The sequence below is a fragment of the Pseudomonas gingeri genome (assembly GCF_013385635.1).
Classification (GTDB): Bacteria; Pseudomonadota; Gammaproteobacteria; order Pseudomonadales; family Pseudomonadaceae; genus Aquipseudomonas; species Aquipseudomonas gingeri_A.
In genome coordinates this window covers 55,482-78,758 of sequence record NZ_JACAPR010000011.1, presented here as the reverse complement: position 1 = coordinate 78,758, position 23,277 = coordinate 55,482, and the positions used below count along the sequence as shown (strand labels likewise).

At 58.0% G+C, this 23,277-nt stretch carries 26 protein-coding genes and 3 pseudogenes; 9 read left to right on the top strand and 20 right to left on the bottom strand.

Annotated features, from left to right (window positions below; all coding sequences use genetic code 11):
* The first annotated feature begins 70 nt into the window (after positions 1–70).
* Positions 71–1,438, top strand: coding sequence for an LLM class flavin-dependent oxidoreductase (locus HX851_RS14330; protein WP_177058010.1), 1,368 nt, complete (start codon positions 71–73; stop codon positions 1,436–1,438).
* Positions 1,439–1,639: 201 nt separating this feature from the next.
* Here HX851_RS14330 and HX851_RS14325 read toward each other — a convergent pair.
* From HX851_RS14325 to HX851_RS14305, 5 genes and pseudogenes are all read right to left on the bottom strand, one after another.
* Positions 1,640–1,852, bottom strand: a pseudogene (locus HX851_RS14325) (cell filamentation protein Fic); the annotation flags it as partial.
* Positions 1,839–2,108: a hypothetical protein gene (locus tag HX851_RS14320; protein ID WP_177058009.1), complete on the bottom strand. Its 270-nt coding sequence runs from the start codon at positions 2,106–2,108 to the stop codon at positions 1,839–1,841. The gene HX851_RS14320 and the pseudogene HX851_RS14325, both read right to left, overlap by 14 nt.
* A 222-nt stretch (positions 2,109–2,330) precedes the next feature.
* Positions 2,331–3,233, bottom strand: coding sequence for a CDF family Co(II)/Ni(II) efflux transporter DmeF (gene dmeF, locus HX851_RS14315; protein WP_177065840.1), 903 nt, complete (start codon positions 3,231–3,233; stop codon positions 2,331–2,333).
* Between the two features lie 19 nt (positions 3,234–3,252).
* Positions 3,253–3,528, bottom strand: coding sequence for a metal/formaldehyde-sensitive transcriptional repressor (locus HX851_RS14310; RefSeq protein ID WP_177058007.1), 276 nt, complete (start codon positions 3,526–3,528; stop codon positions 3,253–3,255).
* A gap of 183 nt (positions 3,529–3,711) precedes the next feature.
* A pseudogene (locus HX851_RS14305) lies at positions 3,712–3,954 on the bottom strand (BPL-N domain-containing protein); the annotation flags it as partial.
* 173 nt (positions 3,955–4,127) lie between these two features.
* Here HX851_RS14305 and HX851_RS14300 point away from each other — a divergent pair.
* Positions 4,128–5,327, top strand: coding sequence for a GGDEF domain-containing protein (locus tag HX851_RS14300; RefSeq protein ID WP_177058006.1), 1,200 nt, complete (start codon positions 4,128–4,130; stop codon positions 5,325–5,327).
* An 18-nt stretch (positions 5,328–5,345) separates the two neighbouring features.
* Here the strand turns inward: HX851_RS14300 and HX851_RS45345 are convergent.
* The 3 genes and pseudogenes from HX851_RS45345 to HX851_RS14290 all read right to left on the bottom strand — a co-directional run.
* Positions 5,346–5,441 (bottom strand): annotated as a pseudogene (locus HX851_RS45345) (cysteine hydrolase); the annotation flags it as partial.
* Between the two features lie 249 nt (positions 5,442–5,690).
* A complete protein-coding gene (locus tag HX851_RS14295; RefSeq protein ID WP_177058005.1) occupies positions 5,691–6,044 on the bottom strand; it encodes a hypothetical protein in 354 nt (117 codons plus the stop codon).
* 482 nt (positions 6,045–6,526) lie between these two features.
* Positions 6,527–6,934 (bottom strand): DoxX family protein, encoded by a 408-nt coding sequence (locus HX851_RS14290; RefSeq protein ID WP_177058004.1) that lies wholly within the window; start codon positions 6,932–6,934, stop codon positions 6,527–6,529.
* A 137-nt stretch (positions 6,935–7,071) separates the two neighbouring features.
* Here HX851_RS14290 and HX851_RS14285 point away from each other — a divergent pair, with 137 nt between their 5' ends.
* Positions 7,072–7,953 carry a LysR family transcriptional regulator gene (locus HX851_RS14285; protein ID WP_177065838.1) on the top strand — a complete coding sequence of 294 codons (882 nt, stop codon included), beginning with the start codon at positions 7,072–7,074 and terminating at the stop codon, positions 7,951–7,953.
* Between the two features lie 36 nt (positions 7,954–7,989).
* On the opposite strand, the gene HX851_RS14280 is transcribed toward HX851_RS14285, so the two are convergent.
* Complete coding sequence (locus HX851_RS14280) at positions 7,990–8,988, bottom strand: NAD(P)H-quinone oxidoreductase (protein ID WP_177065836.1); 999 nt, start codon at positions 8,986–8,988, stop codon at positions 7,990–7,992.
* 139 nt (positions 8,989–9,127) lie between these two features.
* On the opposite strand from HX851_RS14280, the gene HX851_RS14275 reads away from it, so the two are divergent.
* A complete protein-coding gene (locus HX851_RS14275; RefSeq protein ID WP_177058001.1) occupies positions 9,128–10,027 on the top strand; it encodes a LysR family transcriptional regulator in 900 nt (299 codons plus the stop codon).
* Positions 10,028–10,329: 302 nt separating this feature from the next.
* On the opposite strand, the gene HX851_RS14270 is transcribed toward HX851_RS14275, so the two are convergent.
* The 9 genes from HX851_RS14270 to HX851_RS14230 all read right to left on the bottom strand — a co-directional run bounded on the left by HX851_RS14270 (position 10,330) and on the right by HX851_RS14230 (position 18,389).
* A complete protein-coding gene (locus HX851_RS14270) occupies positions 10,330–11,223 on the bottom strand; it encodes a LysR family transcriptional regulator (protein ID WP_177058000.1) in 894 nt (297 codons plus the stop codon).
* Between the two features lie 425 nt (positions 11,224–11,648).
* Positions 11,649–12,059, bottom strand: a complete 411-nt coding sequence (locus tag HX851_RS14265; RefSeq protein ID WP_177065834.1) for a RidA family protein — start codon at positions 12,057–12,059, stop codon at positions 11,649–11,651.
* Between the two features lie 82 nt (positions 12,060–12,141).
* Positions 12,142–13,107 carry an agmatinase gene (locus HX851_RS14260; protein ID WP_177057998.1) on the bottom strand — a complete coding sequence of 322 codons (966 nt, stop codon included), beginning with the start codon at positions 13,105–13,107 and terminating at the stop codon, positions 12,142–12,144.
* 62 nt (positions 13,108–13,169) lie between these two features.
* Complete coding sequence (locus tag HX851_RS14255; protein ID WP_256262706.1) at positions 13,170–13,937, bottom strand: amino acid ABC transporter ATP-binding protein; 768 nt, start codon at positions 13,935–13,937, stop codon at positions 13,170–13,172.
* A gap of 12 nt (positions 13,938–13,949) precedes the next feature.
* Positions 13,950–14,594, bottom strand: coding sequence for an amino acid ABC transporter permease (locus HX851_RS14250; RefSeq protein ID WP_177057997.1), 645 nt, complete (start codon positions 14,592–14,594; stop codon positions 13,950–13,952).
* Positions 14,595–14,605: 11 nt separating this feature from the next.
* Complete coding sequence (locus HX851_RS14245) at positions 14,606–15,262, bottom strand: amino acid ABC transporter permease (protein WP_177065832.1); 657 nt, start codon at positions 15,260–15,262, stop codon at positions 14,606–14,608.
* Positions 15,259–16,644 carry an MmgE/PrpD family protein gene (locus HX851_RS14240; RefSeq protein ID WP_177065829.1) on the bottom strand — a complete coding sequence of 462 codons (1,386 nt, stop codon included), beginning with the start codon at positions 16,642–16,644 and terminating at the stop codon, positions 15,259–15,261. Before HX851_RS14240 ends, HX851_RS14245 begins: the two co-directional genes overlap by 4 nt.
* Positions 16,645–16,646: 2 nt before the next feature.
* On the bottom strand, positions 16,647–17,447 hold the full coding sequence (locus HX851_RS14235) for a transporter substrate-binding domain-containing protein (protein ID WP_218170565.1): 801 nt from the start codon (positions 17,445–17,447) through the stop codon (positions 16,647–16,649).
* A 66-nt stretch (positions 17,448–17,513) separates the two neighbouring features.
* Positions 17,514–18,389: a MurR/RpiR family transcriptional regulator gene (locus tag HX851_RS14230; protein ID WP_177057994.1), complete on the bottom strand. Its 876-nt coding sequence runs from the start codon at positions 18,387–18,389 to the stop codon at positions 17,514–17,516.
* Positions 18,390–18,639: 250 nt separating this feature from the next.
* Here HX851_RS14230 and HX851_RS14225 point away from each other — a divergent pair, with 250 nt between their 5' ends.
* Positions 18,640–18,825 (top strand): cellular communication/signal transduction, encoded by a 186-nt coding sequence (locus HX851_RS14225; protein WP_256262705.1) that lies wholly within the window; start codon positions 18,640–18,642, stop codon positions 18,823–18,825.
* Positions 18,826–18,938: 113 nt separating this feature from the next.
* Here the strand turns inward: HX851_RS14225 and HX851_RS14220 are convergent, their stop codons facing one another.
* Entirely contained in the window at positions 18,939–19,157 is a 219-nt protein-coding gene (locus tag HX851_RS14220; RefSeq protein WP_177065947.1) for a DUF7740 domain-containing protein, read from the bottom strand.
* A gap of 126 nt (positions 19,158–19,283) precedes the next feature.
* On the opposite strand from HX851_RS14220, the gene HX851_RS14215 reads away from it, so the two are divergent.
* The 3 genes from HX851_RS14215 to HX851_RS14205 are packed head-to-tail and all read left to right on the top strand — an operon-like array spanning position 19,284 to position 21,359.
* Positions 19,284–19,496, top strand: a complete 213-nt coding sequence (locus HX851_RS14215; protein WP_177065827.1) for a hypothetical protein — start codon at positions 19,284–19,286, stop codon at positions 19,494–19,496.
* Positions 19,493–19,834 carry a hypothetical protein gene (locus HX851_RS14210; protein WP_177065826.1) on the top strand — a complete coding sequence of 114 codons (342 nt, stop codon included), beginning with the start codon at positions 19,493–19,495 and terminating at the stop codon, positions 19,832–19,834. Before HX851_RS14215 ends, HX851_RS14210 begins: the two co-directional genes overlap by 4 nt.
* 1 nt (position 19,835) lies before the next feature.
* The gene (locus tag HX851_RS14205; RefSeq protein WP_177065824.1) at positions 19,836–21,359 is read left to right on the top strand and encodes a conjugal transfer protein TraG N-terminal domain-containing protein; all 1,524 of its coding nucleotides are present in this window, start codon (positions 19,836–19,838) and stop codon (positions 21,357–21,359) included.
* Between the two features lie 15 nt (positions 21,360–21,374).
* Here the strand turns inward: HX851_RS14205 and HX851_RS14200 are convergent, their stop codons facing one another.
* Entirely contained in the window at positions 21,375–21,740 is a 366-nt protein-coding gene (locus HX851_RS14200) for a DUF3742 family protein (protein ID WP_177065823.1), read from the bottom strand.
* Positions 21,741–22,109: 369 nt separating this feature from the next.
* Here HX851_RS14200 and HX851_RS14195 point away from each other — a divergent pair, with 369 nt between their 5' ends.
* Positions 22,110–23,021 carry a crotonase/enoyl-CoA hydratase family protein gene (locus tag HX851_RS14195; protein ID WP_177065822.1) on the top strand — a complete coding sequence of 304 codons (912 nt, stop codon included), beginning with the start codon at positions 22,110–22,112 and terminating at the stop codon, positions 23,019–23,021.
* Positions 23,022–23,277: the final 256 nt, after the last annotated feature.

Here is a 23,277-nt window from a genome sequence, read left to right as displayed (position 1 = left end):
GCCCTGGCGCCCCGGCATGGTGTTTGCCTAGTGCTCATGAACTCCCCGCTTAGATCTAGTCAGGATTAGCATGAGCAAACGTATTCGCATCAACGCCTTCGATATGTCGTGTATCACCCACCAGTCCCCCGGACTGTGGGCGCATCCCGAGGATCAGTCGACACGCTACAAGGAACTCGATTACTGGGTTGAGCTCGCAAAGCTGCTGGAGCGCGGAAAATTCGACAGCCTGTTCATCGCCGACGTACTCGGGGTCTACGACACCTACCAGGGGTCGGCGGACGCCTCGATCCGCCGAGCCATGCAGATTCCGGTACACGACCCGATGATGCAGGTCTCGGCCATGGCCGCGGCGACGAGCAAACTGGGATTCGGGATCACCGTATCCTCTACCTACGAACAACCCTACGCGCTGGCCCGCCGTTTCAGTACCCTGGATCATTTCACCAAGGGACGGATCGCCTGGAATGTCGTGACCTCCTACCTGGACGGTGCCGCCCGTAACCTGGGCCTGGAGCAACAGATGCCCCACGACGAGCGCTATGACCGGGCAGAAGAGTTCATGGAGGTCTGCTACAAGCTCTGGGAAGGCTCCTGGGAGTCGGATGCGGTGCTGAACGACACGGCCACCCAGGTCTACGCCGACCCGGCCAAGGTTCATGGCATTGCGCACAAGGGCCGCTTTTTCTCCGTACCCGGCGTGCACCTGTCCGAGCCCTCCCCCCAGCGGACTCCGGTTATCTGGCAGGCAGGCACATCCGGCAAGGGCCGGGCATTTGCCGCCCGCCATGCCGAAGCCGTGTTCACGGTTGCCCCCACCGCGAAGACCTTGCGCGGTTATGTGGACGACATCCGTAAAGTCGCCGGCGAGCACGGACGTGATCCGGGCAGCGTGAAGATTTTCACCGAGATAACGACCATCGTTGCACCGACCGACAGCGAAGCCCAGGCGCGTTATGAAGAGTTGTTGAAATGGATCGACCTGGAAAGCGGGCTGGCCTTCTACGCCGGGATCACCGGCATCGATCTCTCGCAGCTTGATCCTCACGAACCGCTCAAGTACGTCGACACCGACTCGGCCCGCTTTGCCCTGGAGATCTTTTCCAAGGCTGACCCCGAGCGTACCTGGACGCCTGACGAAGTGGTCAGGTATGTCGGTATCGGTGCCATGGGACCGGTTATCGTCGGTTCACCCAGTACCGTCGCCGATGAGCTTGAGCGCTGGATGGACGAGGCCGATATCGATGGTTTCAACCTGGCCTATGCGGTGACCCCGGGCACCTTTGAAGAGTTTGTCGACCTGGTGGTGCCCGAGCTGCAATGCCGTGGACGCTACTGGCTGGACTACGATGACTCCGACACCTTGCGCGAGCGACTCTACGAGCCTGGCCAGTCAAGGGTTCGTGCCGACCATCCGGCGGCGGCCTATCGGCGATGAGTGATTCGCACATCCCGGCGCATATCATGGGGACCGTTGAAGGTCGCGCCGATGATAACGCATGATCTTCCACAGCACCGACAGAGGACAAAGGACGAGTTTGATCGGTGTATCAGGTATCGAGTTCGTGCCGAGCACCTCTAGCCGGGTGCCATCCAGGCAAGCACCGCGGGTAAAAAACGTCGTTTCAAAGACCGGGGTTCAGGAGTCAGATTCAGGAGGTACCGGAGCGCGAAGCAATTGTACCTGGTACGCCTTGTAGATCTGCTGGACTTCCGGGTTGTCCAGGCTCTCGTAGGTGATATCTTCCTTGTCCAGACCATCCAGGCCCTTAATGCCACCGATGATCTCCGGCCACTGGTCACGACTGGATATACCGATCACAAACGGTTTGAGATAGCTATCCAGATGCCTCTTGAGTCGTCTTCGAGGACCTCTTTTCCTCAAGGTAGCGCCCCTGAAACGCCAAAGTCTCAGACTTGCTCAGAATACCTTTCTTCTTGAGGTTGACGAGCAACTGCTCGATATTATCCAACTCGACGGCATCGCCAGACAAATGGGTAAAGGTCACCGCCAAACGGCTCATGCCATCACGTTCTGCACTGACTTTGTAGGTTTCAGCAAGGCTGCGAACTTGACTAGCAACACTGACAGTAGCTGTTTTGGTCATCTGGAAGCCCTCAAATTACGAATAAGTCATAGCATGGAGCCGTTTTTTTCTCCATTTGATCCGGAGCGCGGGTGTGACTCTCCCATCCTGATACCCTCCCGCGGCGTGGGTCCGGTATTCCATATCAACCGAAAGAAGGCATCTGCCTCCACAAGTGGCAGGTGGACTGGCGTAGGACAAGCGGCACGCGGACATCTTCGGAACTGGGCGAGAGGCGCTGAATCAGGTCGGGCGGAACTCGACTGTCAGATGGCTGATTTCGTGAACCGGCTTGAGACGTTCACGAATGCTGTCGGCGTTCGCGGTGACCTCACCAAGAACGCTGACAATGGCCGCGTGAGCCTGTGGCCCAACCCGCCAGACGTGCAAGTCCGTGATGGTAGCATCCCCCGGTTTCTCCACCCGTTCACGAATTTCCTCGGCGACATGGGTATCCGTCTGATCCAGCAAGGTAGCGGCGGTGACCTTCATCAAGGTCCATGCCCAACGTGCGATAACGAGGGCACCGACAATGCCCATGACCGGGTCCAGCCACACCCAGCCGAGGTACCGACCGGCGAGCAGAGCTGCAATGGCCAGCACCGAAGTCAGCGCGTCGGCAATGACATGGACATAGGCCGATTTCAGGTTGTTGTCGTTCCCGTCATGGGCATGATCATGACTGTGCCCGTGGCCCAGCAGCAAGGCACTGATGATATTGACGATCAAACCGGCAATCGCGATGAGCGTCGCGGTGCCGAACTGGACGTCCGTTGGCTGCAAGAGGCGCATGACGGATTCAACGCCAATCGCCAGGGAAACCATGCCGAGAATCAGCGCCGAGGCGAACCCGCCCAAGTCTCCAACCTTTCCGGTACCGAAGCTGTAGCGCCGGCTGGAGGCGTGGCGCTTTGCGTACCCGTAAGCCGCCGCCGCGATGCCCAATGCCCCGGCATGGGTCGCCATGTGAAAGCCATCGGCAAGCAACGCCATCGAGCCGGTGATATAGCCGGCGGCGATCTCGCCAACCATCATCACTAACGTCAGCGCCACGACCCAAAGCGTGCGCCTGGCATTTTCATCGTGCGCGGAGCCCAGGAACATGTGGTCGTGTACGTGGTTGATGTTGAGAGAAGTGTTGCTCATGAGTCCGTACCTGCGCGCTTTACCTGGAATAACGGCGAATGGCTTCAAGCAGCTCTTCGACGCCCTTGTTGCGCTCTTCTTCGCTGAGTGCCGGGTTTGCAACGTGCTCCCGGGCGTGGTCCTCAATGATCTCCTCCATCAAGCCGTTGATGGCTCCACGGGTAGCGGCGACAAGGTGCAGTGTTTTGGCGCAGTCGAGATCTGATTCCAGCGCTCGTTCAACAGCCTGGATTTGTCCGGCGATGCGTTTGACGCGCTTGAGAAGATTATCTTTGTTGGCTGCGACATGACCCATGGGATACCCCCCCTGCCTATATGAGCCCCATGATAGGTATACCCCCTATCCCTATTCAAGAAATATTCGATGAAAAGGCTCGTCCAGCCATCACCGAAAGAAGGCATCGGTGACAGACTCTCATGTCGTTGGCTCGAAGTCTGGTGGAAGACCCTGGCCTATTCTTCAAAACTGCGTATCAGCGTACAGGTCGTAGCGGGCAAGGGTCTGTGCCGTGATGTCGATCGGTTCGTCGGCGCCGACAAAGTCGATCTGGTAACCGGGGGCGAGACGTTGCAGGGCTTGTTTCACGCTTTCCGAACAGTCATCGCAACCCGCCGGACCACGGTAGATCGCCACGTGCGTGACCGGCGTACCGGCCTGCGCCAGGGATGGCAGCGGCGTCATGAACGCAAGAAACGTGGCGGCGATAGCGTGTCGGTTCATGTGGAGGGCTCATCGGAGACTTGAGGTCGGGTGATCCAGTCCTCGCAGCGCAAAGCCTATATCGAATGTCCCGCTCAAGACGTTAATAGTTGTAAGTCCCCTTGTGATCCCAGCCTTTGATATCAACTAGACTGACGCCCAGAGCTGCGACTGCCAGCGCCAGATGAAACGTCATGATTGCTCACACTCCTACGCTTTTCGCCTGTGTCGCTCTGGTCGCGACGATCATGGCGTTCTGCCTGATCCTGGTCGGTCAGTTCAACCAGCGTGACGGACTGCTCACGACAGGCTTTGGCCTGTTGGCGCACGCCTTGGCCTACATTGGCTACACCTTTTACGGCCATGCGCCGTTGTGGTTGACCTACGGCGCCGCCAATACATTGCTGGCGGTGGCCCTGGCCTTTTATGGGGCCAGCGTGTTTCGGATCGTTCAGCTACCCGTCAGTTGGTGGCGAGTGTTCGCACCAGCGGCATTGATGCTGGTATTGATGGTCAGCCTGATCGACACCCTGGAACCCAGGATGCTCGCCGCCACGCTCGTATTGATGGTGCAGTGTGCACTGATCATCTACTGGACTCGCCGCCACATCCCCGCCCAGGGTCGCGCGCGCATGCTGTTGATCATCGGTTCCAGTATCAGCCTGATCGGGCTGGGGATGCGGGTGGTGGCCGTGCTGGGCGGAAGTGCTGCCGAAATGCGTTACGACGTCAGCAACCTCAAGCAAACCATCTCGGTCAGCATTGGCACGTTCACCGCGATGATGATTTCCCTGGGCCTGGTGCTGTTGTCCAAAGAACGCAGCGAGACCTTGCTGCAACACCTGGCCCTGCGTGATGTGCTGACCGGCATTCTCAACCGTCGAGCGATCCTTGAGCAGTTTTCCATAGAGCTGGAGCGCTCGCGCCGGGACGGCTCCTATCTGGCAGTGGCCATGGTCGATATCGATCACTTCAAACAGATCAATGACAAGCATGGCCACCTGGCGGGGGATGAAGTGATTTGTCACTGCGTCAACCATATCACCCAGCGAATCCGTCATTCCGACAGTATTGGTCGTTATGGTGGCGAAGAGTTTCTGCTGTTGCTGCCAAGCACCGGTCCCGAAGGTGCCGTGGCCGTGCTTGATGAACTGCGAGCCTCGTTGGCCGAGTCGCCGGCGCACTATGGTGAGTCAACCATCCCACTGCGCATCAGTATTGGTGTTTGCTGCGTGGTGCCTGATGAAGGCGATACTACCGCCAGCCTGCTCGCCAGGGCCGATGCGGCGCTTTACGAGGCCAAGGGTTCAGGCCGCAATACCTTGCGGTTGGCGCCGCCGCATTTGCAGCAGGCTGAAGCGGCTCCCGGTTCCATTTCGTTGCACAAAGCGTAGGGGTGATTGAATTCATCGTCATGCCAGATACTCATCCGTGCTCACCACTTTCGCGTAACCAAATTGCAGCCCGGCCATGAACGCTGCGTGCACCAGCGCGGCGGGAACCTTGACCTTACTCAGGACGGGACAGGCCAGTAACATAAGCACCCGTTTCATCTGATATGAGCCTCTGTTGCACGGCGTGGAACCGTGTGTGTGTAGGCTCATGCTCCACGTTAACCGTGATGGATTGAGCCAAGGCGGCCGATGTCTGGCAACGCTCAGTCAGAATCCAGTGCTTCGCTCATGCAATCCTGATAAGGGAGCAGGGCCCTGCCCGCCCCAGGTAGCTCAGCGAATGATTTCGAGCATTTTTATGTCTTACTCGACACAAACAACAGATGCTTCTGCACTAGGGAATTTATGCTCTGATACATAGAGCTGTCCATTGAAGGCAGCATAACTGGTTGCCCCTTTAAGAAAAGGGCGAACCTCTGCTTGTGCCTTCAATGGGTGACATAGTTCATCCGCCCTTCTTTTGACAAACCCTACAACTTGATCTTCTTTATTGTAAGCATTGCCTTCAAAAGTAACCGTGTAGGTATTGGCACCTGTTTTTACTTCGTTATAACCACCTTTGTACATTGTCGAGCCTTTGGGTGCATAGGGAACCCCTGAGCAAGCCGAAATAACTACGCATGAAACGATCAGTGAAAACTTGAATATTTTTATCATGCACAAACCTGACTGTTGACTAAGGGGCAGCCTTTAGCTCTTCTCAATGAACGAAGCAGGCGACTTGAGCCGGTCATCAGACCTGACTCGGCAACGGTCGCCACATCGAAAGAAAAGGCTGACACCGACGATAATGTGGACATGCCTTCATTGGCGTGAAAATGATAGCACATAGACATCATTATCAGCCTGCAAGGTACGCCCGGCTGCTTGAGCACAAGCGGGTTTTCTGACGGATCTGATTGACTCCACGATTCTGTCCGAGCGGTGCTAGACGCCTTGCTTGACAGGTCAGACGTGCCTTCGCGTCCCTGAGCCCTGTGATCGGCAGGTACGATAGTTGCGACATGAACACACACCAACAAAAACGCCACCCAAATAGAGTGGCGTTTTTGTGTATTGAGAGCAGAGAACGAGACTCACATCTGGCGTCCGCCCCATTGAAATCTCCCAGGTCGACGCGGGCCAGGTGTACCTTGCGTTCACTCTACCCGGCGTGACGGAAGCAGGGCGTAGGGACCATCGCCCAGCAAGATGAACACGACCAGGGCAATCGCCCAGAAAGCAGGATATTCCCAACCGCCCCCGCTGTTGTTGAACTCCCACCCAAGCTTGCTATGCACCACAGCAATCGTACCCAGCAGTTCGAAAACCAATGGCACAGCCACCCAGCGCGCGTAGATGCCGAGGATCAACGCCAGGCTGCCCAGCAACTCAAGCATGATGGTCAGATAGGCCAGGACGGGCGGCAGTCCCAATGAACCAAAATAGCTAACGAACCCCGGTACCGTATAGACAAACAGCTTCACGCTGACATGGGCCAGAAAAGAAAAGCCGAGCAGCGCACGCAGCAATAACACCCCATACGGGGCCGTTTTGTTGTCGAACATGATGGATAGCACCTTGATAAAGTTGGTGCCTGATGATGAACTGCGCCCCACCTGTTCGAAAATAGCTATAAACAGACATCAACCCTGCAAAAATAAACAGATACTTGGTAAATCCTACCGGGCACGACGGTTCTCCCATGAAAGACCTCGATTGGAATGATTTGCGCTACCTGCTAGCAATGGCGCGTGGCGGATCGGCAGCGGGCGCCGCGCGCGCGCTGGGGGTTTCGCACGCCACCGTGCTGAGGCGCTTGCAAGCGCTCGAACAAGAGGTCGGTACGGCGCTCTTCGACCGCCTGCAAACCGGCTATATCCCCACCGATGCGGGACAGCGCCTTATTGAAATCGGCGAGGCACTCGAACGCGCCCTGACTGGAGCCCGGCGCGAAATGGAAGGTCAGGCCAAGGGCCTCGCAGGCCCGGTACGTTTCACCACGACGGATTCGCTTGCCGACTGCATCCTGCCGAACATCCTGCATACCTTTCACGAACGGTTCCCGGCAATCACCGTGGAAATGCGCATCACAAATGCCCGGCTGGACCTGGATCGGCGCGAGGCGGATGTAGCCTTACGCCCCACGCACGAACCGCCCCCCGCCTGGGTCGGCAAATCCTTGGCGCGAATGGACTGGGGAGTGTACGCCGGACCTTCTTGCCTGAAAGCAGGCCGTCATGGACCTGCCGTACAAACCTGGCTGCTGCCCGACGGCCAACTCGCGGAAGGACCGATCAATCCATGGCTGCGCGAACGCATCGGCGGCGCAACCATTGCCGCCACTGCCGATTCATTTTTGGCACTGCGCCGGCTTGCCGAAATCGGAACCGGAGCCACCGTACTGCCCTGCTTCATGGCGCACGGCACGGAACTGGAATTGCTCGAGTTTCCGCCCCGGGCACTCTCACCCGGCCTGTGGCTGCTGACGCATCCGCATCTGCGAGGCTCAGGCCGGATAAAAGCGTTCATGGATCATCTGGCGCAGCATATTCACGTCTTGCGCGGGCGCTTTGAAACAAGCTAGCGTCGGCGTAGAAACGGCCAACACCATGTTCCACCTTCAAACCACCTTCAGCACAATCTTACCAATGTGCTCACCCTCCTCCATTCGTTGGTGAGCGAGGGCGGCCTCACTGAGCGAAAAAGTGCGATCAATGATGGGCAGGCACCGTCCCTGAATGAGCAACGGCCAGATATGGGTTTTCACCGCCCGGGCAATCTCGGCTTTTTCCTCGGTAGTGCGTGAACGCATCATCGAGCCCGTCACCGAGGCCTGCTTATCTATCAACGCCGGCAGACTGAAGTCCTTCACAGAACTCCCCCCCATAAAGCCGATGATTACCAGGCGCCCACGGCGGGCGAGAGACGCCACATTGCCATCGAAATAACTACCGCCCATGATGTCGAGAATGACGTCTACGCCCCTGCCGTCAGTTTGCCTGGCGATGACCTGTGAAAAATCGGCCTCACGATAGTTGATCGCCTCCCCTCCCAGAGCACGGATCTGCTCGCATTTTTCCTCACTGCCCGCTGTTGCAAAAGCCTTGATACCCAGCGCCTTGCACAACATCAGCGCAGTGGTACCGATGCCACTGGTCCCGCCGTGGATCAGCACGGTTGCGCCTTCACGAGCCTGGCCCAGTTCGAACAGATTGACCCACACGGTGAAGAATGTTTCCGGGATAGCAGCCGCATGGATCATATCCACACCGTCGGGAATCGGCAGTGCCTGAGTTGCAGATACGATGCAATACTCGGCGTATCCGCCACCGTTGGTCAACGCACATACCTTGTCGCCCAGCTTGAAGCCTGAAACAGCGGAACCGACCCCAACGACCTCTCCTGCCACTTCCAGCCCGGGCACCGGACTCATCCCTGGTTTCATCGGGTACTTGCCAGCGCGCTGGATGACATCGGGACGGTTGATGCCAGCGGCATGAACCTTGATCAGCAACTCATGCCCAGCGGGCTCTGGAACGGCGGCCTGCGCCAACTTCAGCACTTGCGGCCCACCGGGTTGGGTAATCTCGACGTAGTTCATGCGACTGGGCAAATTCATGGATACACCTCATTGAGAAAGTATGTACAGGCTGTGACATCGACCCGTTGAAGGCATTCAGCATACGGTCTTTCACACGTGAAATAATGCAGCCATTAAGCACACCAACGATGCATAAATGCAGCACCTGGAGAACCCTATGAATTGGGATGACGCACGGTTTTTCCTCACGCTGGCACGCGTATCGACACTGCGAGGCGCCGCGCGCGTATTGAATGTCGATCAGGCGACAGTAGGAAGACGAATCGTTGCACTGGAACGTGCGTTGAAGGCCACCCTGTTTTTGCGAGCTTCAGACGGGTACACGCTGACCCCCGCCGGGGAAGCCGCATTGGATGCCGCAGAGAAAATGGAGCAGGCTGGCAACGAACTACAGCGCCGTATCGAAGGGCTGGACGAGCGCGCCACGGGCCTGGTGCGTATTGCTTCAACAGACTCCCTTGCCGTGGACTTCGTGATCCCTGCCATTGCCCGACTCCATGCTGCATACCCGGATGTTCGGGTGGAGATCAAATCCGGGGTCGAGGCACTTAATCTGGCCAAACGTGAAGCGGACATCGCCATCCGTACAATCAAGCCTGACAATCCCGATCTTCTGGTACGTCGTCTGGCCAGTTGGCCGATCGGACTATTCGCCTCACGCCAATATCTGGAGCGTAACGGCACGCCGAAAGCGGGTACCGGATTCGCCGGCCATGATATCGTTGCGTTTCAGGCCCATGTGGACACTGGTGAGCGCTACAACTTGGCGCAGGAAGCAGTTCCAGGTGCGCGCATGGTTGCCAGCGCCAATAGCAGTTTGCTGGTGCGTACGGCACTGTCGGCAGGGCTTGGGTTGGGGGAGATCCCCTTGTATATGGGCGAGCGCGCCGGACTGCTTCAGGTCTGGCCGGAGCGAACCCGATCACATACCTACGATGTCTGGTTGGTAACCCACAAAGACCTGCGCCACACCGCGCGAGTGAGCAAGGTGATTGAATACCTGGTGACCGAATTTGACCCGTCAGGCGGAACAGATCAGGCCGATGCGAGACGCTAGCTACACGTTTCGAGAACGGCCGCCTCTCCGGGCTCCTCACACCGTCTTCACTGGGTCCGCTCACGCTTCACAAGCCGAAAAAAAACACTCACCCACGGTGTTGCGCTGCTTCAGCCTTCCGCAGCATTCCAATCATGACTTGCAAGAAGTTATAAAAGTCGTTTTATCGAGCATATAAATCTGAGTGCCATGGGGCGGCAGCGTGCTGGTCCTGGGGCGATCGCCACCGGGTTGCATCTGTTGATGTACGCTGCGGGCATGCGCACTCACTAAGGCCCGCACCTTGCACCCAGGATAAGTCTTTACCCAGGGTGCACCGCTCTATTCATCTCTTTCGCCAAGTCCAGCCAAGCCCTGGCCGCCGGTGGCAAATGCGCACTGGCACGCCAGGCCAAGGCAATATGCCAATCGGTCTGCGGCTCATCCAGGGGGACCAGGGCAATACCTGCATGCTCATGTTTGTGTGCAAGCATGCGCGGTAAAAACGCGACACCCAAGCCTGCCGCTACCAGATCGACGATAAAGTCGATTTGCCCACTACGCGCTGTAACACGCGGCACCACCCCCTTGCGTTCACAAGCAGCCATGATCAATGCGTTCAACGCAAATCCCGCCTCGAACAAGATAAACGGTGAGTCTGCCAGTGCGGAGAAGTCGACATGTTGGCATCGTGCGAGCGGATGGTCGACGGGCAACACCACCACCAGCGGTTCGCTACGTACTTCCTGATAGTCGAACGCCTCGTCCACCGGTATCAACAGGGCGGCAAGGTCCACCTCTCCCGCCTCCAGGCACTCGCGCAGTTTTTTACTGCCGTGCTCGACCAGTTCGATGTCGATATCCGGATAGCGGCTGCGATAGGTGGCAAACATTTCCGCAAACAACACACCGCAACCCACCGGCGGCAAACCCAGGCGCAACATCCCACGCTTCAAGCCGCGCAAATCGTTGATCTCGGCAATCAAGTCTCTGCGCTCGGCCAGCAGCACCAGGGCGCGGCGATAGGCAATCTCTCCGGCCGCCGTCAATTCACTCTTGTGGCCGATGCGGTTAAACAGCGGAGTGCCCAATTCATCCTCAAGCGTTTTCACCGCTTTACTGACAGTTGACTGAGTCAAGGACACCACTTCCGCCGCCTGAGAGAACCCTCCTTGACGCACAACTTCGACAAAGGCTCGCAACGTTCTCAGGTTCATATGTATTCCATTTACAACTTAATTGAAGGCGTAAAAGTTGTTTTTATCATGCCAGAGTTTTCCCTGTTGTGAACCTGCCTCAGCGACATAACGCGGTCGCCGAGTCCACTTGAATCACGAGGAATGACTGACATGATTATTTCATCCGCATCTGATCACCGCGAAGCCGCCAAACGCAATCAGCTGTATTGTGCTCAAGGACCGCGACTTTATGCGCACCGCCCTGGTCCAGGCTGAACGTTGAGGGTTCTATTCATGCCGCCAGCCCCTCGGACGGAGGGTCTGGACAAACCCATCAATGGAAAAAATGCACCGGGCTAGCGAGTGCTTATCGAGTCAGGCAAACCATCATGCGGGTGAAGAGATCGACTCCCGCCCATCGCACGATGCCCACCGGCAGTGTCTGGGCGGGAACCTGAAGTTTCTCAGCCAGGGATCACCGCAATCACGTCGATTTCCATCAACCATTGCGGCTGGCCCAATGCAGAGACCACCAACCCGGTGGAGATAGGGAACACACCCTTGAGCCATTTTCCGACGATCAGGTAAACCTCTTCCCGGTAGCGTGGGTCGATCAGGTAAATGGTGATTTTCACAATATCCTGCAGTTGACTGCCGGCTTCTTCAAGCAGTTGCTTGACGTTTTTCATGGCCTGCTCGGCCTGCGCCCCGGCATCACCCAGGCCGATTAAATTGCCGTCGAAGTCGGTGCCCAATTGGCCCCTGACGTAAACCGTGTTACCGGCGCGAACGGCCTGGCAGAGGTCATTGTCCAGAGACTGATTGGGGTAGGTGTCCTTGGTGTTGAACATTCGGATACGTGTGTGAGTCGGCATGATGGACCTGGCTTTATCGACAAGAAAAGTAATGGGGAAGCACCGCTTCCGACCGTGGGCTGGATCCGGAAACGGCTTGAAATTACAGCGTCGGCGCGTCGAAATAATCCGCGCGAACAGCGGCACCGATCAGGTTCACGATCAGGCGGCCTGCGGTGATGCAACTGATGTTGTTGACGTCGGTCGTGGGCGTGATTTCGACGATGTCCATGCCGACGACCTTACCTTTGTTGACCAGGCCATGAATCAGCTTGCGCATTTGCACGTAGGTGACGCCTCCTAGCGCAGGACCGGCGACACCGGGCATGATCGACGGGTCGAGGCCGTCGGCATCAATGGTCAGGTAGTAGTTGCCGTTGTCGGGAATCCGATCCAGCACCGACTGCATACCGTTGTCATGCACCTCATAGGCGGTGATCAGGTGTGCGCCATAGTCCACCGCCGCCTGGAAATCCGTCTGCCGGCCGCTGCCTTGGGCACGCAGGCCGATCTGGAAGATTTCGCCGATATGCTCCATCTCCGAGGCACGGCGGATCGGACTGGACAGGCCGTCGCGCACGCCGTTGATTTCATCACGCCAATCGAGGTGCGCGTCGATGTGAATGAGGGTGATCGGCCCCCGGCCCTCATAGGCCCGCAGAATCGGGATCGGGATACTATGATCACCGCCCAGTACAATCGGCATGGCGCCCGCCTCGAGGATCTTGCGTACCGCCTGCTCGGCCCGCACGCCATGGCTGCTCAGGTCGCCCGGGTCGGCGGGCACGTTGCCGCAGTCGACGACTTTCAACGCACGGTTGTCGTAGATCGGGCCTCCTACGTCGAAGTCGTAATGGTGCAGCGCACGGCAGATTCGGTCGCTCATGGCACGAATGGCGTCCGGTGCCCGGCTTTGATCATTGGTGATGTGTTCTGCCACGTAGGCCTTGCCGAAAGGCATGCCGATAATCGCGACGTGAGCGTCGAGCTGATCGAGGTCGGTGCAGATCGGCGACCACAGAAAGCTCTGGTGTTTTTTGGACGGCGGTACGGTCAATGGAAAATCCATGGGTGTCTCCTGAACGGGCAGTGGGAAGGCAGGGCGAATACGTGAAATCACGGGCTGGGCGATCAACTTTCCATGGACAGGAAACGTCGCAACTCAGCGGTTTTCGGGGTGGTGAACAGGGTCTCGGGGTCGCCGGCCTCATGAACCAGGCCTTGATGCATGAAAATCACCCGGTCGCTGACCCGGCGCGCAAAGGCCATTTCGTGGGTGACCATGATCAGCGTCATGCCCTCTTTGGCGAGCCCTTCGACGACGCTCAGCACCTCGCCGACCAGTTCGGGGTCCAGGGCTGAAGTGATCTCGTCGCAGAGCAATACGTGGGGGTTCATCGCCAGGGAGCGGGCGATCGCAACACGTTGCTGCTGGCCGCCGGAAAGCTGGTCGGGGAAGGCATCAAAACGTTCACCCAGCCCTACACGATCGAGTAATTTGCGGGCCTGTTGTTCGGCGCCGGCACGGGATGCTTTCTGCACCAGGCGCGGAGCGAGCATCACGTTCTGCCCGGCGCTCAGGTGCGGGAACAGATTGAAGCCCTGGAAAATCATCCCGACGTTCTGCCGCAACTCGCGCATGGCCTGGCGGTCATCGTGACGGATCGATTGGCCATCGACCACAACGCTGCCTTCCTGGAAGGTTTCCAGCCCGTTCAGGCAGCGCAGCAGCGTGCTCTTGCCGGAACCGCTCTTGCCGATGATGCAGACCACTTCCTTGCGGGCGATCTGCAGGTTGATGCCCTTGAGGACCTCGTTGCTACCAAAGCGTTTGCGCAGGCCGCGAATATCGACCAGGGCAAAGTCAGCCCTGGGGTCATGGGTGTGGGAGGGATTCATATCGGCAAGCCCCTATCGGCGAAGTTTCTGTTCAAGTACGCGGCTGTACCACGACAGCGGAAAGCACAGCGCGAAGTACATCAGCGCGACCGAGCCATAGATGAGGAACGGTTGGAAGGTGGCATTGGTGATGATCTGCCCGGCGCGGGTCATTTCGACGAAACCGATGACCGAGGTCAGCGCCGTAGCCTTGACCACCTGCACCATGAAGCCAACGGTGGGCGCGATGCCGGCGCGCATCGCCTGGGGCAGAATCACGTAACGCATCTGTTCGCTGAAGCTCAGCGCCAGGCTGGCGGAAGCTTCCCACTGGCCGTGGTCGACAGACTCGATGCTGCCCCGCCAGATCTCGGTGAGGTAGGCACTGGCGTAAAGGGTCAGACACACCGACGCGGCCATCAACGGGGTCGTTCTGACACCGAACATGGCTAGGCCGAAATACACCAGAAACAATTGCAACAGCAGCGGCGTGCCCTGGAACAACTGGACGTACAACATCACCAGCCCGCGCACCAGGCGGCTGCCGGTCAGGCGCATGACCACCAACAGCGCGCCCACCAGGCCACCGCCGATAAACGCGATCAGCGACAGGCCAATGGTCCAGCGCATGGCCAGCAACAGGTTGCGGGCGATATCCCAGGCGGAGAATTCGAACATGGTGTTTTCCCTCAGCGACCGAAGATAAAACGCGGACCGACCCAGTTCAGCAGGCGGCGCAAGGCGATGGCCAGCAGCAGGTACAGGCCCGCTACCACGATGTAGGTTTCGAAATTACGGAACGAGTTGCTGGCGATCTGATTGGCGGCGTAGGTCAGTTCTTCGGTGGAGATCTGGCTGCACACGGCCGACCCGAGCATGATGATCACCATCTGGCCAACCAGCGCCGGCCACACCCGCTTGAGCGCCGGAGGCAGGATCACCCTGGAGAAAATCTGCCAGCGGTCCAGCGCCAGGCTTTGCGCCGCCTCGATTTGCCCATCAGGTGTCGCCTCGATCCCCGAACGGGCAATCTCGCTGACATAGGCTGCCAGGTTGATCACGTTGGCCAGGATCGCAGCGGCCAGTGCGGTCATTTTCAGCCCCAGGGCCGGCAGCCCGAAGAAGATGAAGAACAACTGGATGATGAACGGTGTATTGCGGATCAGCTCGACGTACAGCCCCACTGTCCAACGCGCCCAACCAGGGCCTTTGCTGCGCACCAGACCGCAGGCGATACCCAATGCCGTGCCGAAAATCGCCGAGAACAGCGTGAGGAACACCGTCAACAGCAACCCCTTCAGCAACAGTGGCCATTGCGTCAGTACCACAGAAAAATCCAATGTCATGAGTCGGTCTGCTCCACCGCATGTGAATAAGGCAGGAGGCGGCGAACCCGAGGGATACGCTCCAACTGTTCCAGATGCTCAAACAGTGCTTGCGCTTGAGCGGTGGGCATTCCCGGTGTGGCGCAGCCCATGAACTTGTCGTGCAGTTGCGCCCGGGACAGAGGGTTGAGCGCCGCCCCTAGCGGCCTTGCGCAAAACCGTTCGACGCTGCCGCCGTCATTGCGTACCACCTTGACCCATGCACCTTCTGGCGCCTGATCCAGCCGCTCGGTGTTCCAGCGCTCGCTGCTGTACATGCGCACCCGCTTCATCAGCCGTTGCATATCCGGGCGGTTGATCGTTTCCGGCGTCAGCGCCGCGAGGGTGATGTCGCCCAACAGGCAGGTGCCGGCCATGGCGAAGGGCATGCTGAATTGCGCTTGCTGGCGCTGTACGGGCAAGTCATGGGTCAGGTTCTGGATCACAATGGGGGGAACGTCGCAGACAATTTCGGCGATATCCGTGACCGCTACCCCACCGCTCCCGAGCATGTCCTTCAGCGCATCCACGGCGGCATGGGATGACAGGCAAAGCGGGATGCGCTTTATGTCGACGCCCGGGTCAAGCAGGCTCCAGGACTCCCCCAGAGATGGCAACGTCTTGAGCACACCCGCGTTGAACATTACCGCCAGGCCATTGGCATGTTCGACGATGTCCACTGGCCCGCGGCTGCCCTGCTCGGCCAACAGCGCGGCCATCACGCCCGCCTCGCTGGTGCGCCCGGCCATCAGGGCCTTGGCATCGGTGCCAAAACAGGCCTTCATGGCCGCCGTGCCGGACAGTGCAATCCCCAGCGCCGAGGCGGTACGTTCGGCATCCAGCCCAAGGGCGTGGCACGCCGCCGCGCAGGCCCCGACGACGCCCAACAACCCGGTGGTCCACCAGCGGCGCTCATAGAGCTGGCGAGTCAACGCCTTGGCCAGTGCGTATTCACACTCGGCCCCCACTACAAACGCCATCAGCAACGCCGCACCATCCAGGTCACGCATCTGCGCCACGGCCAGGGCCGCTGGCATGATCACCACCGAGCCATGGACGACGCCTGGGTAGCAGTTATCGTCGAAGTCCAGCGCGTGTCCCGCCGTCGCGTTGACGAAGGCCGCTGCCGGTGCGCTGAGTCGCTGGGCATGCCCCAGCAATTCTGCATGCCCGGTGGCGCTGACGGCGAGGCCGATCGTTCGCGCCTGAGTGGCGACGTCGCTGTGACTGCCGGCCAGCGTGACCCCGAGCGTATCGATCAGGCAACGTTTAGCCGCGTGCCGGACCGCGGACGGAACCTGTTCCAGGCGCACGGTCGAGCTCCAGCGCGATAGCGCAACGAGGGTTGGGATAAGGTCGTTCATGGTTACTCTGGAAGCTCACCAGCCGGGGCTCCCAGCCATTTTTGCGAAATCGCGTCCAGCGTCCCGTCAGCCTTGGCGGCCCTAATGATCTCGTTCACCTTGGCACGCAGTTCAGGCTGATCCTTGTTCATCCCGATGTAGTTCGGCGAGTTGGACAGCACGACCTTAAGCGCGATGTCCAGGTCCGGATTTTTCTGCTTGAGGGAGGCCGCGACCGTGGTGCCGATTGCGACCATTTGAGTCTGTCCCGACATGAAGGCGGAAATGGTGCTGTTGTTGTCCTCGAAACGCTTGGCCACCGCCTGTGGTGCGGTGTCGGTCAACTCGCGGTCCTGCATCGATCCACGGGTAACCGACACCGATTTTCCGGTCATGTCAGCCAGGGATTTGACCGGTAACGCAGCAGCACCAAACACCGCGTCGAAGAACGGCGAATAGGCGATGCTGTAATCAATCACTTTCTCGCGCTCGGGTGTCTTGCCCAACGAAGAGATGGTGAAATCGGCCTTGCCCGACTGAATGTAGGCAACCCGGTTAGGTGCAGTCACAGGCACCAACTCAAGCTTCACGCCCAGCTTGTTCGCCATCAGGTTCGCCACGTCGATATCCAGGCCCTGGGGCACCATGTCGGGCCCCACGTAACCATAAGGTGGGTAGTCCACCGGCACGGCGACACGCAGTTCCTTGCTTTCCAGAATGTGACTCAGCGCATCGCCTGCCTGGGCGAACGTGCTGGAAAACATTGCGCAGAGGGCTGTCACGATGAGGGTTGTTTTAAAAGGCTGGCACGGGTTCACGTTCATGCGGGTACTCCAAGGGTTAAACGGCTCAGGATTCGAAAACAGGTACAGATTGAGGTGACCAAGCGCTCACCCCAGGTCCCACCATTCGCCGAGGCTCAACAGTTGCTCTTCGGTGTGAGTGACCGAGGCTTCGGTGTTCTGACTGGAGCTGGCCGACATCAACGCCACCAGGATTTCACTGACCAACATGGCCGGCACGATGGTGTCGTAGAAGGACGGGGTCTGGTTTTTCACGATGATGGTTTCAGCCGCCAATCGGGCGGTGGGCGAAGTGACGCTGTCGGTGATGGCGATGACGCGCACGCCCTGCTGGTGCAGGTAATTGGTCAAGGTGATCAGGCGCCGTGAATAGCGCGGCAAACTGCACACCAGCGCCACATCCTTCGGGCTGGTCTGGTTGATGATCGACATAACGCCGCTTTCACCGGCCCCTTCGACCAGGCGCACGTTCTTCGCGAAATACGAGGCCACGTGAGAGAACTGAAACGCCACGCCGAACGATGAGCGCATGCCCAGGCAATAGACCTGGCGGGCACCCGCCAGCAGAGCCACCGCGCGGGAAATCGATTCGAGATTGTCCTGGCTGCACATCAACTGGATCTGTTCGATGGCGTTGTTGGCCATGTCCTCAATCACCCGGTGCGCGCCGACACGTTGCTTGAGTTCCACCAGATCGTGGGCCCGGGAACCATAGGCGCTGTTATGCCCGCGCAATGAATCGATGAACACTTCGCGCAGCTCGTCGTACCCGGCCATGCCCACTCGCTTGGCGAGGCGCGTCATGGTCGAAGGCGGCACATTGGCCAGGCGCGCCAGATCGCGCATGGACATCACGGCGACCTCATGCGGGTTGTCCAGAATGAAACTGGCTGCAGCGCGTTCCTGCCGGGGGAAGGAGTCGAACTGCTGTTTCAGTTGTGCACAAAGACAGTCACGGTCCATCGGCATAACCACGAATGAGTGCGGAAGATGCAGGTGAAATTGCAACAGCTGTGCCAGAAAAAAAACGAGTGAATCAAATGAACCAGCATTGAGAGCCCGTGTTTTTAGGCAGACAGAAGGTACTCAGTCGCCTGCCACCCAAATTCGATTGACCTGATTCACTTTTTGATTCGCTGAGTCATCGCGCACTGGACGGCAGTACAGTCACGACAGCGAAACTCAATGTCGCTCCTGATGTTTACGCGCCCCCATGGTGCAGCGCACCCGTGTGGTGCGGATGGAGTGCAAGCATCTGCAGCGTCTCCAGGCAGAGTACGCCCGTCTGCTTGCGCACAAGCAGGTTCACTGTCTGGATATTGCGGATGATTACCGCTACATGGATCCGGAGTTGGTGGAGATGCTTGAAGATACGGTGACGGCCTGCCTTGCCAACTAGCCTGGGCCGGTCGATAGCTACCGGGTGGCACGCCGGGTCGACATCCGAGACGTGCCCCAGGACTGCCGCTATTGCTCATTCAAAAATATCCCTGGGTCAAACAGCGAGCGCTTTCAGTCCCGGAGGTTTTCAGCCAGGAAGGCAACCAGTTCCATGGGGCTACGGCTGTTGATCACGTTGTAGATCGGGTCGCGCTTGCTCCGGGGCGGCTTCTTCACGCAGCTCTTGGCAGAAGCCCGCACGGCGTCGTCCTTACCATGGATACGGGTGGCTAGCAGCAGGATGAGGACAGCGTCGGTGAGGGTCGTCGCTCGGCCGGCATGCTGGGGCAGTGCAGAAACTGAACCAACGCTCAGGTAATCGCTATAAGCAAAGGCTCCACTCGCATATCAGTTTTATGGCTGTGGTCTTGTGAGACATTGAGGAGGATTGAAGGCTTCTCTTTCAGGAGCCACGCAATGTCTTTACCCTACCTTCAATACCTGATCTCTGCTGCTGCGTCGTTGAATCGGAACTGGTCACCGGCCAGCGTCATCAGGTCCTTTTGCACCGCCCTCCTACACACCGTTGCTGCTGCATTCGGCTCGCCATTTCAGATCGATGATCAGCGCCTTCTGGTCGTCGACTTTTGCCATATCTCAATTGCGCGCAAGCCGGCGGTGAAATCATGAGCACACGCCAATACCTGCAATTGCTCGGATTGATTCTTTTCGGGCCGATGGTGTTTGCCTTGCTGACCCTCCTCGTCGCAAGTCTCATGAACGTGGGCGGCCTTTCCCTGATGCACCTCACCGCCTGGCAAGGCTGGCAGATGGATGCCTACTGGCACTTCCTGGCTGCACGCATCGTGCTGTACAGCCTTGGCGTAATGGGCTGGATACGGTTTCGCACAAAGCTGCTCAGTGCCCAGCCGGCCTTTCTCAAGGGGTTGAAGCGCTCCGAAAAGGCCGTTGCCCTGGCAGTGCTATTAGTGGAGATGTTGCGGGCGTACGCCCGGTGGGGAGCCTGACATGACGCTCTATACCAACGATTATCTGGAGTACTACCTGACCCTGGTGGGCTGGCTGGTCGGTAACGGGATCTGGGACGTGTTGATGGAGTCAGGCCTGTTCGCCTTGCCCTTCGTGGTGATCATGCTCCAGGAGTGGTTCAAGGCTCGTCAGGAAGGCGGTGACGGGGATAAGGCGCTGGCTGCCAGTGCCAGCATCGAACATCGCTTGTGGTTAGCCACGGCGGTGATCCTGTTTGCCGGGATACCCTTTATTCAGCTGGACCTCAGCACCCTGCAATTCGACAAGAGCCGTTCGGAGCAATGCCAGTACCTGCAGCCCGATCCTCAGGACACCGGCTGGGGACGCTCCTTCACCACCCTGAACGGCCAGAGCGCCAAGGTGCCGGTCTGGTGGTTCTTCGTCCATTCGATGTCCAAGGCGGTGAGCGGTGCGGCAGTCGCTGCCATACCTTGCGGGACGGATCTGCGACAAATGCGCATGCAGGTGAACAACACACGACTGAACGATCCGCTGCTGGGCCAGGAGGTCGCCGACTTCACCAATGACTGCTACGGCTACGCCCGGGCGAAGCTGTTCATGAACCGCCCCACCCTTGGCGAAGAGATGACCAATGACATCAACTGGATCGGCTCCCGGTACTTCCTGGAGCAGTCAGGGTATTACGACACCTATCACTCCAAGAACCCGCGTGCCGAGTGGCCCTATGATCCGAATCGGGATATGGGCCTGGCGCAGGTGAGTAACGGTGGTGGCTACCCGACGTGCAATCAGTGGTGGAACGATGGCGACAAGGGACTGCGCAAGCGGCTGCTTGCCGAGGTGGACAGCAGCTTGTTGGAGCGATTCACACAATGGGCCAGCTTTGCCAGCCAGGATGAAGTGAATGACTCGATCATTCGGCAGATCGTTTCACCCGGCAGCCAGCGCATGACCCAGGGCAATGTCTACACCGATTATGGTGGGCGGGTCGGGGCTTCAATACCGGATGCCGCGATTCGTGTGACCGGGGCAGTGGGCACGACCATGGGGTCCCTGGCGAACCTTCCGGCGATGGATGTTGTGCGCCAGGCGCTGCCGATGGTGATGGCGGCCCTGAAGATGGCGCTGATAATCTGCATTCCGCTGGTGCTGGTCATCGGCAGCTATGACCTGAAGGCGGCCATCACAGTATCGGTCATACAGTTCGCGATGATCTTCGTGGACTTCTGGTTCCAGCTGGCGCGCTGGATCGACAGCACCATCTTCGACACCCTGTATGGATTCACCTCGCCTCATGCGAACCTGAACCCGTTGATGGGGTTGAACAATCAGCAGGCGGATTTTCTGTTGAATATTGTGATGGGGGCGATGTTTCTTTTGATGCCCTCATTCTGGATGACATCACTGACGTGGGTTGGACTCCAATCAGGACAGATTTTGCGAGGGCTTGCAGAGGGAACAAATAGTGCGCAACAACACGGAGGCCAAGGTAAAGGTTTGGTACAAAAGGCCTCAAAAAAATTAATAACCAAATATAAATGAAAGTAGCTTTACAGATCAGATATCACGATAAAACGCTGGATCATTGATATTTTCTGGCGAGTAAGGGTCGGGAAATACCTCATCGGCATTAAATGTAACTATCTCCTCCTTAAGGACTGAATCGAAATTACAAATTGCTATCTCCATGAGCACAGCACATACAACAACCGCAACCACGACCCAGAACGCCAGATACAGAAAAGCTCCTATCAACGCCAGCCGTATCAGCCCACTCAGCAAGCCCGTCAAAGTGGCGGGCATGCCCTTCTTCAAGACCCAGCGAATCACTGGCTCTTCGCAACGGAGATAGCAGCCAGAGAGCCAACCATATGCGTAGCCCAGGCGGTAGATGAGTCCTTTTTTCTTGGTATCGGCAGCCATGCTTCTGACCTCGTAGCTGAAACTTCGGTGGCCACACGCTCCACAGGAGCGGCGTTCAGATCAGCTTTGCAGATCGTCGACAAAAAGTGCTGTAGGGCCTTTCGTAAATTGGAGATCAATTCGCCAACAGGACGTGGCTGCTTTTGGAGGGGCATGTCGATTTGAAGAGCGATCTGGAAGGGAGCCAGAAAAGAGGAAGGCACATTAATCGCAAGGTGGTGAACGTGGATTGACGACCGTACAGCCAGTATTCCAATCCGGAATAAATGTTAGTCCCCGTTGCCGTCTACAGGTGATTCATTCCGGCCTTTAAGCTTCCGGATTCGACGCCAACCTGGCACCCCGCCGACTTCACAACAGGAAGTATCGATGCAAAGATTATTCCGGAAGATCATCATATTCTCAGCACTTTCCCTGTTCACGGGGGCTGTCATTGCGCAATCTGCCGACAAAATCGAATCACGCCCTAACGAAGTAACAATGGTCGATATTCCGACAAGCTCATCCCACAAGATTACCGTCGAGCGTCGCGGTGAGATCGTATTGATTGGCATCAACCGACCCTATATTCAGAACAGGCTTGATCCGGAAGCGTATTTGGCCCTCGCCAAGGCATATTACGACTACGACCATGATCCATCACTTCGTGCCGCCGTGTTGTTCGGACACGGCGACAATTTCTCGCAGGGCCTTGATGTTGAGGGCTTTAAGGCCGTTGCCAGCACAGGCGGACCTACGCTCGGTGACGGGCTGATTGACCCGCTCGGCAAGAAAATGCCCGGCCTCACCAAACCGCTGATCGTAGCGGTCCACGGCGACACCTGGAATATGGCGCATGAGCTGTTTCTTGTCGCCGACATACGGGTCGCGGCGAACAACACCAACTTCGGACAGGACGAAAATACGCATGGTCGTTTCCCGGGTGGTGGATCGACAGTACGATTCGTGCGCGAAGCCGGCTGGGCCAACGCAATGCGCTATATTCTCACGGGAGATCATTGGACCGCCCGTGAAGCCTATCGCATGGGAACGGTCCAGGAGATCCCCGATCCACAGTCAGCCCTCGACAAAGCGATCGAGCTTGCAAACAAGATCGCCGCCAATGGGCCATTAGGGATCAAAGCATCGCTGGCATCTGCGCATCGGGTTATCGACCCGGTGCAAGCCGACGCTCTATCCCAATTGGATGCGCAACGCGCAACGCTGTATAAATCAAAGGACTTTCAGGAAGGGCGCAAGGCAGAAGCTGAAGGGAGATCACCTGTCTATCACGGAAATTAGATCTGCATCTGGAGATGCCCGAGCACAAACGGGAGACCTCGCCTCCCGTTTTGCTTTCCTGGTTCAGGTCTTTCACTACACGATGTTTTTCGATGTCAGCGCCAAGCCTTCTTCCGTTGGATCGGGGCGGTTCCAACTGACCACTGCGGCGCCGCTCAGGCCTGCGTCCAGAGGTTGTCCGCCCCCAGGCTGAATACCAGCTCATAGACGTTTTCAGGGAAGCTCACTTCGAGACTTTGTTCGACAGATGTGGTGT

What these genes read in the sequence shown, in the direction of transcription:
- HX851_RS14280 (WP_177065836.1), bottom strand. Translation starts at nt 8,988, where the DNA reads ATGAATTTGCCCAGTCGCATGAACTACGTCGAGATTACCCAACCCGGT.
- HX851_RS14230 (WP_177057994.1), bottom strand. Translation starts at nt 18,389, where the DNA reads ATGGACCGTGACTGTCTTTGTGCACAACTGAAACAGCAGTTCGACTCC.
- HX851_RS14270 (WP_177058000.1), bottom strand. Translation starts at nt 11,223, where the DNA reads ATGAACCTGAGAACGTTGCGAGCCTTTGTCGAAGTTGTGCGTCAAGGA.
- HX851_RS14235 (WP_218170565.1), bottom strand. Translation starts at nt 17,447, where the DNA reads ATGAACGTGAACCCGTGCCAGCCTTTTAAAACAACCCTCATCGTGACA.
- HX851_RS14240 (WP_177065829.1), bottom strand. Translation starts at nt 16,644, where the DNA reads ATGAACGACCTTATCCCAACCCTCGTTGCGCTATCGCGCTGGAGCTCG.
- HX851_RS14260 (WP_177057998.1), bottom strand. Translation starts at nt 13,107, where the DNA reads ATGGATTTTCCATTGACCGTACCGCCGTCCAAAAAACACCAGAGCTTT.
- HX851_RS14225 (WP_256262705.1), top strand. Translation starts at nt 18,640, where the DNA reads ATGGTGCAGCGCACCCGTGTGGTGCGGATGGAGTGCAAGCATCTGCAG.
- HX851_RS14210 (WP_177065826.1), top strand. Translation starts at nt 19,493, where the DNA reads ATGAGCACACGCCAATACCTGCAATTGCTCGGATTGATTCTTTTCGGG.
- HX851_RS14320 (WP_177058009.1), bottom strand. Translation starts at nt 2,108, where the DNA reads ATGACCAAAACAGCTACTGTCAGTGTTGCTAGTCAAGTTCGCAGCCTT.
- HX851_RS14285 (WP_177065838.1), top strand. Translation starts at nt 7,072, where the DNA reads ATGAAAGACCTCGATTGGAATGATTTGCGCTACCTGCTAGCAATGGCG.
- dmeF (WP_177065840.1), bottom strand. Translation starts at nt 3,233, where the DNA reads ATGAGCAACACTTCTCTCAACATCAACCACGTACACGACCACATGTTC.
- HX851_RS14310 (WP_177058007.1), bottom strand. Translation starts at nt 3,528, where the DNA reads ATGGGTCATGTCGCAGCCAACAAAGATAATCTTCTCAAGCGCGTCAAA.
- HX851_RS14330 (WP_177058010.1), top strand. Translation starts at nt 71, where the DNA reads ATGAGCAAACGTATTCGCATCAACGCCTTCGATATGTCGTGTATCACC.
- HX851_RS14245 (WP_177065832.1), bottom strand. Translation starts at nt 15,262, where the DNA reads ATGACATTGGATTTTTCTGTGGTACTGACGCAATGGCCACTGTTGCTG.
- HX851_RS14200 (WP_177065823.1), bottom strand. Translation starts at nt 21,740, where the DNA reads ATGGCTGCCGATACCAAGAAAAAAGGACTCATCTACCGCCTGGGCTAC.
- HX851_RS14195 (WP_177065822.1), top strand. Translation starts at nt 22,110, where the DNA reads ATGCAAAGATTATTCCGGAAGATCATCATATTCTCAGCACTTTCCCTG.
- HX851_RS14255 (WP_256262706.1), bottom strand. Translation starts at nt 13,937, where the DNA reads ATGAATCCCTCCCACACCCATGACCCCAGGGCTGACTTTGCCCTGGTC.
- HX851_RS14300 (WP_177058006.1), top strand. Translation starts at nt 4,128, where the DNA reads ATGATTGCTCACACTCCTACGCTTTTCGCCTGTGTCGCTCTGGTCGCG.
- HX851_RS14250 (WP_177057997.1), bottom strand. Translation starts at nt 14,594, where the DNA reads ATGTTCGAATTCTCCGCCTGGGATATCGCCCGCAACCTGTTGCTGGCC.
- HX851_RS14265 (WP_177065834.1), bottom strand. Translation starts at nt 12,059, where the DNA reads ATGCCGACTCACACACGTATCCGAATGTTCAACACCAAGGACACCTAC.
- HX851_RS14295 (WP_177058005.1), bottom strand. Translation starts at nt 6,044, where the DNA reads ATGATAAAAATATTCAAGTTTTCACTGATCGTTTCATGCGTAGTTATT.
- HX851_RS14275 (WP_177058001.1), top strand. Translation starts at nt 9,128, where the DNA reads ATGAATTGGGATGACGCACGGTTTTTCCTCACGCTGGCACGCGTATCG.
- HX851_RS14205 (WP_177065824.1), top strand. Translation starts at nt 19,836, where the DNA reads ATGACGCTCTATACCAACGATTATCTGGAGTACTACCTGACCCTGGTG.
- HX851_RS14215 (WP_177065827.1), top strand. Translation starts at nt 19,284, where the DNA reads ATGTCTTTACCCTACCTTCAATACCTGATCTCTGCTGCTGCGTCGTTG.
- HX851_RS14290 (WP_177058004.1), bottom strand. Translation starts at nt 6,934, where the DNA reads ATGTTCGACAACAAAACGGCCCCGTATGGGGTGTTATTGCTGCGTGCG.